The following is an 11891-nucleotide window of genomic DNA, read 5'->3' on the forward strand; positions in this document are numbered from 1 at the left end:
CGCGTTTGGTTATTTATTTCTTCACCCTTTTAAGGTTATACTTGTTCTTTAGAAGAAGGACACAACACCCCTTTTTTATAGAGAGGATTGTATCACCATGCTTGATTATAAATACTACAAATGTAACGACAAAAATAATGAAACGATCGTTTTGCTGCACGGGCTCGGAGGCAACTATGGTATCTTCAGTAAACAGATCGCAACGTTTAAAAAACAGTTTCATGTATTAGCGATCAATTTACCTGGACATGGAAAATCACCTGGGACTTCAACTTATGATAAACCATTTACCAGTGACTTAGTTGTCGATAAACTTTTGCATACTCTAGATGAACTTAAAATAGACAAGGCTCACGTGGTAGGAATTTCACTAGGATCTGTAGTTGCTCATCACATGCTACAACGTGCGCCAGAGAAAGTGAAAAGTGCAGTACTTGGAGGGGCTATTACACGGTTCACCCCACTCGCAACTTTTCTCTTATTGGCTGGCACTGCGGTAAAACGGTTTGTGCCTTACATGTGGTTGTACAAGCTGTTTGCTTACATCATGATGCCGAAAGCAAATCATGCAACAGCAAGAAAAGTGTTCATTAGAGAAGCTGTGAAAATGAATCGTCAAGATTTTTTAGCTTGGTATAATTTAGCGTTTACCGTGAAAGAAACGTATGCGGATGTTCAAAAGAAAGGAAAGAACGTCCCGAAGTTATACATTTCAGGAGAAGAAGACCACCTTTTTGTAGAACCATTGCTAGAAGACACGAAGAGTGACAAACTCGCCCGTCATTTGGTATTAGAAGAATGTGGCCACGTATGTAACGTTGAAAAGCCAAAAGAGTTCAATGCTGCTTCGTTGGAATTTTTTAACAAGCATCGTTCGAAGCATGAGCCCGTTTCATCTGCGCTTTAAGCGTTTGAATAGTAGGAGAGAGACTCGTCGATGACGAGTCTTTTTTACGTTGTAATTCTGAGATTGTAGTAAACATTCTATTATAGACGTCTAGTATGTTTTCTTGAGACATTTCCTGATTATAGAGACCGAAACCCCAATGGAGATGACCATCTTCTTGTGCATAATAACCAACCGCATATTCAGAATTGCTTAGACTTGGAGCACTTTCGTACGTAGAATCCGCATTATAGTAAGCGTAGGGTATTTTTTCTGATCCTATGAAAAAGAAAGGAAGGTCCGTTGTTTTGTATAGTTCGGCATATTCCCTTTCCGCAGCCTTTTGTAAGTGCTTTTTCATAATGAATACCGCGTCAAAATCGAATGGGTCGATCTCCTTTAAATCTTCGAAATCCATCGGAACGAATGTGATCGACCGCTCTTCTTTTATCGTTGGTTTCGTTCCAACAACGGCGATGGTTAACGGTGGTCCGTCATAACTTTCAAATTGTGGTTTGCCGCTATCGTCCGCTTGACACGAGGCTACTACCAGAATTGAAAGACATAGTAGTAAAAAACGTTTCAATTCTATTCCTCCCTTGTAATCAACATCTCCTATTCTACCATAGTATATTGCCATGATATGGAAGGAGGGTATACTAATAGAGTAAGCTTTTTCAACGAGGGGGAACGTTTTTGGACGTATGGGATGACCAAAGAGATAGCATATATAAATTGAAGCCAATAACTGAACGTAAAATGGATCGGTATGAAAAGAAAATAAACCGTGGATTGCCAGAGAGTTATAAGGAGCTCGTGCTGAAACAGAACGGTGGATACATCAAGCAAAATGCAGTGAAAACTGCTGATGATACCTATCTAGCAATAGACCATATCTATGGTATCGGACGTCCTGGTTTACTCGATAGTCTAGACGTCATTAAAGAGTGGGGACTTAAAGACAATATCATCCTTTTCAGTGGAGATGGGAACGATTGGTTTGCCTTTGATTATTCAATAGATACACCAACGATCATCTACATCGAAGGTGAAAGCAATGAAGTGATAAAGGTGGCTTCTAGCTTTGATGAATTTTTGACGAAGCTGAGTGTCGATTTTTCCAAAGGTGATGAGGAATTTTCGTGGACAAGAGAAGAAGCTGAAGTGATCTTCTTAAGTGAGGACGAATCTCTTATTCAAGAGGTCCTCTTTTATATGCAGCATGCAGGTGATCTAGATTGGTTTGTGACGAAACTTTCGCAGCTCAGCAAGCATTTGAGTTTACTCGTGAGAGAAGCGGTGGTCAGTGTGCTTGAAACGAGTATGGAAGAATATGTTCATGAGTTAAGTGAAGCTTCATTTGATCATATTAAGAAAGCTGCAAGCAATCTAACACATGATGATAATGAAGAGATTCGAAGGATGATAGAGGAGTTAAAAGTGGAGTATCCGTCATTAAGATAAGGTGAAGGAGGTCGGATCATGTATGACGCTAGCCAGCATCTTCATATAGGCTATTACGAAGACGGCTATGATTATGAAGTGATCGCTTATAAAAGGGAGAAAGAAGCTGTATGGGATGTTTTTGTAGAGGAGTATGATCCAAAGCTGTATCGATCTGTGAGTAAGGTGGGGAATTGGGTATCTGTTAAAGGTCACGGGTTGCACATCTTTTCAATCTCCGACAACGACCTCTCATATGAACATGGGGCTCGTTTGTTTAAAAATTTTCTTGTGGACAAGGGTATTGTTTAATTTGTTTTTGACAAGATAAAATCGGTTGGTTTTGAAGCATACTAACTCCCACCTATAACAATAAGGTCCCAATCGGGTCCTTATTGCAAATGCTTAGGTGGTTCAACAGTATGAGAGTTAGTATCTACCTCTTTGAATAAATCTTGCTTATTAGACTGTTGTGTTTGAGAATGTTGAGCTATGGGTTGGTTCAATAGTTGAAGTACTTGTTGAATACTTTGTTGGAGCTGGTCGAATTCTTTTCTTGTTACTGGTTGTGATTCAGGTTTAAGTTCATATCCTACTTGTCCATTTGGTTCTAGTGATGCCCATTTAACACTATCGATCGACGATACATTTTGTTGTCTTAATTTCATTTCAAGCTGATCCACGGTAAAACGTAACTTTTTGAGGTTTTTCTCGTGCAATGTACCATTTTCAATTAGTATCTTAGATTTTCCAGTAATGAATTTTTCGATTCCATCAGATTTCACCTGAGCATATTCCATAATGATCAGCGTTACTACTAACATTGTTCCCACTCCAAGAGTCGTCCATATATTCTTTCCGGCGAGCGGCTGGATTAATAATGAACCGATTCCGATCATAATGACGGTTTGAGCAAGAGTCATCTGCGAAATTGATTTTCTACCGGCTATTCTTAGCAATAATGTTCCGCCAACAACAATCAAGATTGACTTCCATATCCAGTCGAAATCCATGTCACCTACTCCTTTCTCATACAGCATTCTTTCTTTGATAGAGCACACCCGAGGTAAAGCATTTATCTAATAGGTAAATCGATAAAAGCTGAACTCAGCAAGTTCAGCTTTTTGCCATTATTGGAGAGTTCCCTGATCAGAGACAGGTGTATAGCTTTGAAGCATGACGTTCATATCTTGGTCTGAAAGTTGTGGAACTTGGTAGTAGCTGTGCTTATTTTGATAAAGAAAGATTTCATAACTTAACTCAATGAGGTTTGGCACACTGTCACTGACAACTCGACGTAATACAGGGTTCGTCATCTCAAGTGCTGTCATGGTAAATAAAGAGGCTAACGCCTTCGTTTGCCCTAGCATATAAGCGGATAGTCCTTGGTCAGACAAGTCACGGACTGACTGATTTGGTTTCTTGGGAGGACTAGGCTTGATCCCATACACAACCTCATTCGACTGCTGCATTTTATAGTTTCCTGTCGGGTTTACTGGGTCTTGTCCTGTTTGAAAACACTGTACGATTGAGTTATACATGGTGGTAATGAACTTAGATTGGTGCTGGAGGATACTTTTTAATTCAGGATCTTGTATATGCTGTTCATACATCTGATACTGATCGAGCAAATTGATGATGCCTGAGATGATTTCATGAGCGTCGAACAACTCGTGACCGCCATGATTATGTTTGATGCCCCCTGTATTCGATAGTGGCTGTTGGGCATTCGGCATATTCATTTGATTTGGTTGATGATCCATCTTCTTCCCTCCGTTAACGTAGTGCTCGTTCTGTTGTATTATCTCTAAAGGAACCCGTCATATGTATGATCCGGTTAAAAATCACGCGTTAACACACACCAAACCGATCATTCCGTGTTACCATAAATTGCAGTTGTCACTTCATGAATGGTGAAGTGAATTTATTGTGTTGGCAGATGGGGGATAGAAGGTTGGGAATCAATGACATCATTGTCTATATCGTTATCGGCTTTTTATGTATAGGTGCGATCGATAAAGTAATGGGAAATCGATGGGGGTTTGGTGAAAAGTTTACAGAGGGATTTATGACGATGGGGTCGTTAACCCTTGCGATGGTGGGAATCATTTCATTGGCTCCTGTTCTAGCAAGTATCTTGACCCCAATTGTAGCTCCCATCTATGGGTTGGTTGGAGCAGACCCTGCTTCATTTGCGAATACCTTGTTAGCTCTTGATATGGGAGGGTACTCGCTAGCAACAGAGATGGCAAAAAGCAAGGATGCTGAACTTTTTGCATGGGTGTTTTTAGGAACGATGATGGGGCCGACGTTAGCATTTACGATTCCCGTAGCATTAAGCATTATTACAAAAGAAGATCATCCGTATTTCGCTAAAGGGATATTAGTAGGCTTAATCACTGTTCCTATTGGCTGCTTAGTAGGTGGAATCGTTGCAGGTTTGGATCTTCTCGTTATTGTGGCGAACTTGATACCTACGATCATTTTGTCTGTTCTTATTTCAATCGGATTATTTAAATATACGAATAAGATGATCGCTGGATTCGCTGTGTTTGCGAAAGGCATTCAGGTAGTTGCGATCATCGGTCTAGCTGCGATCAGTGTTGAAACGTTTACGGGTTTCGTTATGATTCCGAATATGACGCCACTGATTGAAGCTGTTGAAATTGTGGCCAAGATCGCTGTTTTTCTTGCGGGTGCATTTCCGCTAGTCACATTTATCTCTTTCGTCTTAAAAAAACCACTGAATAAAATAGGGAAATCGATGGGGATAAACGACGTATCAACTGCCGCAATGATCGCAAGCTTGGCACATAATATCCCGATGTTATCGTTACTTAAAGAGATGAACCCAAGAGGAAAAGTCATGAACGTCGCATTCGCTGTAAGTGGCGCATTCGTATTGGGAAGCCATTTAGGGTTTGTAGCAGGAGTGAATAAGGAAATCGCTTTTGCCATGATCGTTGGAAAATTGGTCGGTGGAATGAGTGCCGTCGTGTTAGCTGTTTTTGTAACTAGAAAAGAGGTCTAGCTTGTAATTTTTGTATATGCCACAGCAGCAGGAGATCAAATTGGATTCTTACAGGAATCTTGATCATCGGTGTTTTCGCCTGTGGGATATTCGGCGTGTATGATTTTAAAAAAGCGAATACGATGACGAAATGATTTTCAGAGAAATTTTCCCGACGTAACAAGAAAACATTCCAATATTCTCCTAATTCGAGTTTTATACCGATGTTGTGTGGGAATTGCTTTTTGAAACTGAAAGCAATCACACAAATAAAAGGAGAATAAAATGCATTATTTTGGTATATGGTTCGTGGTGTTAGCAGCGATGTTATGGGGAATTTCTGGTGGTCTTGCAGGAATTCTCATGGAGAAAGACTGGGATCCTCTTGTTATCTCGTTTTATCGAGGAGCAGTTGGACTTCTGTGTCTTTCCATTTGGCTTTTATTCAAACCAAAGCCTAAGGGCGAGGTGAGCAAGAGAAAAACCTTCCTTTGGTCAGTTTTAGCGGGAATTGGAGTAGCAGGAAACTTTAGCTTCTACTTTCTAAGTATTTCGCAGTCTGGCGTGGCGGTTGCGTCCACGCTAATGTATACAGCGCCACTGTTTGTTTTTATCATTTCCTTTTTCTTGCACCTTGAGCGTGCGACGACATTTAAGGTGGTTTCGATCTTTGTCGTAATGATTGGAATTATGCTGTTAACGAATGTCTTTGAAGTAGGACTCGGAAGCTTAAATCTAATCGGAATCATTAGTGGATTACTATCTGGTCTTTCATATGCGCTTTTCATATTTGGTTTTAAATTTGCAACGGAACATGGCCATCCACCGTTTGTATTAACAGTGGCATTCGCGGCCTTTACCGCATTGATGCTGACAATCATCGATCTAGACGAAACGGTATCTGTGCTTCGTTCAGATGATCTTGTTTGGTTTATTACGCTAGGAATCATCGGAGCGGGGATCTCGTTCTTCGCTTACTTAGAAGGATTGAAGAAAACGAAGGCGTCTCTTGCGGCTGTGATCGCAATGGTGGAACCTGTGACAGCTTCCTTGTTCGGTGTGCTGATCTTAGGTGAAGTGCTTAATGGTATTCAAGTTGTTGGGATTGTGATCATATTAGTCACCATCACATTGTTAAGTAAAAAGCAGAGCTAGGGTTGGTTTATAAATTAGTAGAGGAAGAAGCAGTTCGTTTATGGAGCTTATCGCATAGTCCATATTTGAACTGCTTTTTTGTTGATATAGCAGGAATATAAAGGAAGTACTTGTCTCTATTCCATCATTAAATACACTAAAATATGGTAAAGTATAAGTGACTTAATGTAGTCAGCGTTTTATTATCTGCTTTATTACTATTTGTAGCAATATATGATTTTCCAATTTCAACACCTACTATATAAGAGAATGCTAGAAAAGGTAACAAGTGTCTATATAGAAAGTTTACTTAGTAGGAGGTTCATATTGAAGAAGACCTTAAGCCTTATATCGATTATTATTCCAATTGTATTGTCAGTTTTGATCATAAACTTTTTATTGGATGGGATAGCGCTAAGGATTCAAGGACTACCCATCGTACTGCCTATTGTCTTATGTCCAGTCGGAGCTGCATTTGGGGTTATGGGTTATCGAATGAATAAAGATCATCTGTCTCGAATTGGAATCATATTCAATCTCGTATTATTCATATTTCCAATTGCATATAACATTGTTGGAACACTTAGTCACGGAGTGTAAGAGCGTGTCATTAAAGTCTTATCAAAAAGTAATGATAGGAAAGCACATTTTACAGGGAAGAGGAATGTAAATGGGGGTATTTCTAAAAAGAAAAGATAAAACATTTTCACTGAGAGATTTGCATTTCTATCTGTTGTACTTGTTGTTAGCAGGTGTATTCTTCTATTATTTTGTATGTATGTCTCCTAAAAACTCAGTGGAGTTGTACGAGACCATTTCATTCTCAGAGGATTATGAGGCAGTACAAAGTCTTGTTTTAAAAGGGTATGAAGCCAATTTCAAAGAAGAGGATTTTATTTCATTACAAAAACTAGGCCCAACTATGAACAGAGTTAGTCAAGTTACTCTATTGGAATATGAAAACAGAACATTTTTAGTCATGACTTCTCCAGGTACAGAACAATTAAAAGTGCTTGCAGTTGAAGAGTTACCTGAAGAGATTAGAAGTTACTTCCTTGGGCTGAATCCATCAAGCAGGTAAAAGATAAACAATTGTTTTAGGGGGGAAGATATGACAAAAGATAAAATGAGCAAGTTAATCGTTATCTCGGTGTTTCCACTTTTTCTATCTTTTTTAATCTATGACATATAAAGCATCGAGTTATGGGGTTACATAGGGATAACCATGGCAATTTTTCTAATGATATTTTATTTAGTAGAAATAAGAATGTATTATCCAAGAGTCTCTTTTGCAGTAGGCGCGGTCATTTGGACAGTTTTATGTTCGTTTTTGTTTAGTGACACATTCATAAGCATAGGGTTATCTATCATTTCATTAGGAAGTGTAGGAGTATTTATCCTTTTATATAAAAGAAATTAAATTAACTCAATAGCGCAGGAACCGTTCATTCACTCAGATTAGTTCTTCGTAGTTAGAAACAGGGAAAAGGGGGGATCCTTTGAATCAACTATTTCTTGTTCTTTTCATAATTGGAACGTTACTTGTCATTCTTGCTTGGTATCGGGGGCGTGGAGAAGGTAACAAACAATACACGTGGCTTAGTTATCTTTCCTTAGCGGTTCCAGTAATCATAATCCTTCTGGTGTACATCATACCTAAAGGTTCAATGGTAACAATCTATCTAACACCTATTGGTTCGCTCATTGCATTCATTCTTATAGGGATTACACTATTTAAAAGAAATGAAAAAAACCTTCTGGCTGCAATTGGCTTATTTCTATCATTACTATTGCTTGGAATATTAATCATCTTTGGAATATTTATCATAACGCCACTTGAACCTTAATGTATACATGCTAGAAGCTCATAGGTAATTACCTGTATAAAATAGTTCGATTTTGAATTTATGGATAATATTAGTTTAGTAAATTGTGTTTAGTACGATTGTTCTACCGGTTTTCCTACATATTTTAGCAAATAGGTATTAAATCCGTGAAGAACGTGTTAGGGTGTATGACAAGAGAATGGCTCCTCTTCTCCAAACATAAATGGAAAGAAAGGAGCATACTGATTGATGCTAGTTAGTAGATATAGCATGATTTTCTATCAGACTAGAACTGCAATTGACCGTTTGCAGCGAGAATCAACAGAAAAAATCAAGATTGGAACGTTGTCTGTTATTACAGGTTTCTCGGAAGAATCCATTCTTGAATCTCTAGAATTTGGAAATATTCCTGCAAACCACTCTGCAGAATTACAATCAAAGATAGCCTCTTCTTAATGTCATGATGGAAGAAGAGGAGGGTTCTCTTGTAAGAATCGAATAACGACTTCTATTGATCTTATACTAACGGTGAGTATAGGATGTTTTTTTTGTTTTTTATAGACTAATAGCGATGATCAGGAGATTTCCTGCTTAACATTCAGTGTGATGGAAGTTGATTGAGAAGGAATGAGCTTATATCAGCGAAACCGTTAGAAAAGAGCTTGGGGCCGAATCCCAAGCTCTTTTCGTTTAACTACGCATTCCGCTTTAATCATTCCCTAGCTGTTCCCTTGAGCGATCTCCTCGCGAGTGGAAGTTTTATTGCCCTCAAGAAAATCCAGCGTCACAAGTGCAAGTGTTTTCGCCGCGATCAGCATCGCTCTCTCATCAAAGTTAAACTTCGGATGGTGGTGAGGGTAGGCGTTCGCTTCGTCTTCCACCATCGCTCCAGTAAAGAAGAACGTGCCAGGGACGTGCTCTAAGTAATAGGAGAAATCTTCTCCGCCCATCTGTTCTTTATATTCTCTGATCGTAGTCGCTTCTTCGACTTGAGTCGCGACGTTTGCCAGCTGAAGCGTTTCTTTCGCGTGATTTATCGTTGCAGGGTATCCGTCGACATAATTGAGCGTATAATCAGCATCCGCTGCAAGACACGTCCCTTTAATGATGCGCTCCAATTCTTCCTTAATCATTTGCTGAACTTCCTTCTTGAACGTGCGTACCGTTCCTTTCAGAACGACTTTATCTGCAATAACATTGAAGGCATTCGTTGCATCGAATGAGCCGATCGATACGACAGCTTGATCGAGTGGATCCACGCGTCTTGAGACGAGCTGTTGGAGGTTGACGACAACTTGAGAGGCGATCACGATGGAATCCTTCGTTAGGTGCGGCTGAGCGCCATGACCTCCTTTTCCTTGAATGACCAATTCGAAGCGGTCTGCTGCAGCCGTTAACGGACCTTCTTTGTATAGAATTTCTCCTAGTTTTTCAGTAGCCCATAGGTGCGTACCATAGATTACGTCGACACCCTCCAAACAGCCATCCTCGATCATAGCGATCGCCCCACCCGGCTGCATTTCTTCCGCATGCTGGTGGATAAATACGACGCGACCTTCTAATTCGTCCTTGATGCTATTCAATGCTTTCGCTACTCCTAAAAGGGTTGCGGTATGACCATCGTGGCCACAGGCGTGCATGACTCCGTCCACTTTTGATTTATAATCCACATCGTTTTGTTCTTGAATCGGAAGGGCGTCGAAGTCAGCTCTCAACCCAACCGTTTTGCCGGGCTTTGCGCCATTAAGAATCGCGACAACTCCTCGTCCACCAACCTGTTCTCGGACTTCATGTCCAAGATTCCGGTGGTATTCTGCAATGAACTTCGGGGTTTCAACTTCTTCAAAGGATAGTTCAGGGTTCATATGAAGGTGACGCCTTACTTCCACCATTTCGTCGTAAAGGTTTTCGAGTACAGCTTTAATTTTCATCATGCAAAACTCCTTTTCAATTAGTTAAATCTTATATAAGCATCTGGGCCAATTGGTAGCCCTAGAAGATACCACACGGTGAAAAGTAGGATCCAGAAGACCATGAATGCTAGCGAGTAAGGCAGTAACGCTGAAATTAACGTTCCAACACCCATCTTCGGATCGTATTTTTTCGCAAAGGTTAAAATGATCGCAAAGTATGCAAGCATCGGCGTGATCATGTTCGTGATCGAGTCTCCAATGCGGTAAGCGAGCTGTGTAAATTCTGGGCTGAATCCTAAGATCATGAGCATCGGAACAAATACAGGCCCGAGGATTGCCCATTTTGCGGATGAACTTGCGACGAGTAGATTGATTAATGCTGAAAGTAAGATAAAGCCAATCAGAAGTGGTAACCCGACTAGTCCAATATTTTGTAACCACTCAGCGCCTTTGATCGAGAGGATGGCTCCAAGGTTACTCCATGCAAAGTATGTGATCATTTGCGCGGCGATGAACGTAAGGACGATGTAGTATCCCATTCCAGACATCGCTTTTGTAAGGTGACTAGCGACATCTTTATCTGACTTGATCGTCTTCGCTCCGATTCCATACGCTAACGCCGGAAGGAAGAAGAATAAGAACATGATGGCAACGAGTGAACTCATGAAAGGAGAGTCCATGATGGCACCAGTCTCCTGGTTCCTTAAGATCCCGTTTTCAGGGATGATCGTTAGGGCGATGAGTATGGAGAAGACAGCAACAGTGATCGTTGCAAAACGCAGGCCTTTTTTCTCTGCACGAGAAAGTTCTGTTTTCTGGTCATCCATGACGGTTGAAACTGGTAGTGCTCCTAATCTTGGTTCAACAACTTTGTTTGTAATCCAAACCGTAATCGGTAATAAAACGAACGTGGATGCAAAGACGAAGTAGAAGTTCATCGCTGGATTCGCTTTATAAGATGGGTCGATGATCTGAGCACTTGATTCAGTAAACCCTGCTAAGAGAACATCGAGGGAGGTGATAATCAAGTTAGCACTGAACCCTCCAGCAACTGCCGCGTATGCAGCGACGAGTCCTACGATAGGGTTCTTACCGAGAGTGTAGTAAATCAAGGCTGCGATCGGAGGAAGTACGATTACCGCAGCGTCTGCAGCAGCGTTTCCAAGAATCGCGATCAAGACGATCGTAGGTAGTATCAATTTCTGAGGTGCGGCAAAGACGATTCTTCTCATGAAGCTCGATACGAGTCCTGTTGATTCTGCTAGACCGACACCTAGCATGACGACGAGCACTAAACCGAGTGGTGGGAAGGAGACGAAGTTATTGACCATTTCCGTCATGATTCTTCGAATGCCATCTCCGTTCAGGAGATTAACAGCATCGAGCCGTTCATTCGTTGCAGGGTTGATCGCACTGACTCCTAATGTCGAAGCGATCCAAGACGAAATGAGGATGATGGCTGTAATGATGGCAAAAAGCGTGAGAACATCTGGAAACTTATTGCCTCCTCGTTCGATCAGATCTAAAAACTTTTGAGTTACTGTTTTCTTTTTTGTACTTACGTTTCCCTTCTCAGGCGAAGGATTAGGTAGCGCCATCGTGTTGTCCCCTTCCGTTTTAATTTTCTGAATTTTTATTATCATAAAGAAAATCTGTCCCTCTTAAAAGGGGCAGATTTA

At 40.6% G+C, this 11891-nt stretch carries 14 protein-coding genes; 9 read left to right on the forward strand and 5 right to left on the reverse strand.

What is annotated here, in order from left to right:
• The first annotated feature begins 97 nt into the window (after positions 1-97).
• Positions 98-907, forward strand: a complete 810-nt coding sequence (locus tag PFZ69_RS11675) for an alpha/beta fold hydrolase (RefSeq protein ID WP_270181259.1) — start codon at positions 98-100, stop codon at positions 905-907.
• Here the strand turns inward: PFZ69_RS11675 and PFZ69_RS11680 are convergent.
• Positions 861-1472, reverse strand: coding sequence for a hypothetical protein (locus PFZ69_RS11680; protein WP_270181260.1), 612 nt, complete (start codon positions 1470-1472; stop codon positions 861-863). The genes PFZ69_RS11675 and PFZ69_RS11680 overlap by 47 nt on opposite strands.
• A 110-nt stretch (positions 1473-1582) precedes the next feature.
• Here PFZ69_RS11680 and PFZ69_RS11685 point away from each other — a divergent pair, with 110 nt between their 5' ends.
• Both PFZ69_RS11685 and PFZ69_RS11690 read left to right on the forward strand, forming a co-directional pair.
• On the forward strand, positions 1583-2350 hold the full coding sequence (locus tag PFZ69_RS11685; RefSeq protein ID WP_270181261.1) for an SMI1/KNR4 family protein: 768 nt from the start codon (positions 1583-1585) through the stop codon (positions 2348-2350).
• A gap of 18 nt (positions 2351-2368) precedes the next feature.
• Positions 2369-2641: a DUF3986 family protein gene (locus tag PFZ69_RS11690; RefSeq protein WP_270181262.1), complete on the forward strand. Its 273-nt coding sequence runs from the start codon at positions 2369-2371 to the stop codon at positions 2639-2641.
• Positions 2642-2721: 80 nt separating this feature from the next.
• Here PFZ69_RS11690 and PFZ69_RS11695 read toward each other — a convergent pair whose 3' ends face one another.
• A complete protein-coding gene (locus PFZ69_RS11695; RefSeq protein ID WP_270182022.1) occupies positions 2722-3342 on the reverse strand; it encodes a DUF421 domain-containing protein in 621 nt (206 codons plus the stop codon).
• Positions 3343-3459: 117 nt separating this feature from the next.
• Positions 3460-4092 carry a spore coat protein gene (locus PFZ69_RS11700; protein ID WP_442865153.1) on the reverse strand — a complete coding sequence of 211 codons (633 nt, stop codon included), beginning with the start codon at positions 4090-4092 and terminating at the stop codon, positions 3460-3462.
• 191 nt (positions 4093-4283) lie between these two features.
• Here PFZ69_RS11700 and eutH point away from each other — a divergent pair, with 191 nt between their 5' ends.
• From eutH to PFZ69_RS11730, 6 genes are all read left to right on the forward strand, one after another.
• Complete coding sequence (gene eutH, locus PFZ69_RS11705; RefSeq protein ID WP_270181263.1) at positions 4284-5360, forward strand: ethanolamine utilization protein EutH; 1077 nt, start codon at positions 4284-4286, stop codon at positions 5358-5360.
• Between the two features lie 264 nt (positions 5361-5624).
• Positions 5625-6494: a DMT family transporter gene (locus PFZ69_RS11710; protein WP_270181264.1), complete on the forward strand. Its 870-nt coding sequence runs from the start codon at positions 5625-5627 to the stop codon at positions 6492-6494.
• A 306-nt stretch (positions 6495-6800) separates the two neighbouring features.
• Positions 6801-7073 carry a hypothetical protein gene (locus PFZ69_RS11715; RefSeq protein WP_270181265.1) on the forward strand — a complete coding sequence of 91 codons (273 nt, stop codon included), beginning with the start codon at positions 6801-6803 and terminating at the stop codon, positions 7071-7073.
• A 70-nt stretch (positions 7074-7143) separates the two neighbouring features.
• Complete coding sequence (locus tag PFZ69_RS11720; protein WP_270181266.1) at positions 7144-7554, forward strand: hypothetical protein; 411 nt, start codon at positions 7144-7146, stop codon at positions 7552-7554.
• A gap of 418 nt (positions 7555-7972) precedes the next feature.
• On the forward strand, positions 7973-8320 hold the full coding sequence (locus tag PFZ69_RS11725; RefSeq protein WP_270181267.1) for a hypothetical protein: 348 nt from the start codon (positions 7973-7975) through the stop codon (positions 8318-8320).
• A 228-nt stretch (positions 8321-8548) separates the two neighbouring features.
• Positions 8549-8755, forward strand: a complete 207-nt coding sequence (locus PFZ69_RS11730; protein ID WP_270181268.1) for a hypothetical protein — start codon at positions 8549-8551, stop codon at positions 8753-8755.
• A gap of 263 nt (positions 8756-9018) precedes the next feature.
• Here the strand turns inward: PFZ69_RS11730 and PFZ69_RS11735 are convergent, their stop codons facing one another.
• Positions 9019-10233 carry a M20 metallopeptidase family protein gene (locus tag PFZ69_RS11735; RefSeq protein WP_270181269.1) on the reverse strand — a complete coding sequence of 405 codons (1215 nt, stop codon included), beginning with the start codon at positions 10231-10233 and terminating at the stop codon, positions 9019-9021.
• 17 nt (positions 10234-10250) lie between these two features.
• Positions 10251-11810, reverse strand: coding sequence for an AbgT family transporter (locus PFZ69_RS11740; RefSeq protein WP_270181270.1), 1560 nt, complete (start codon positions 11808-11810; stop codon positions 10251-10253).
• Positions 11811-11891: the final 81 nt, after the last annotated feature.

The sequence above is a fragment of the Alkalihalobacillus sp. CinArs1 genome (genome assembly GCF_947387515.1).
Classification (GTDB): Bacteria; Bacillota; Bacilli; order Bacillales; family Guptibacillaceae; genus Guptibacillus.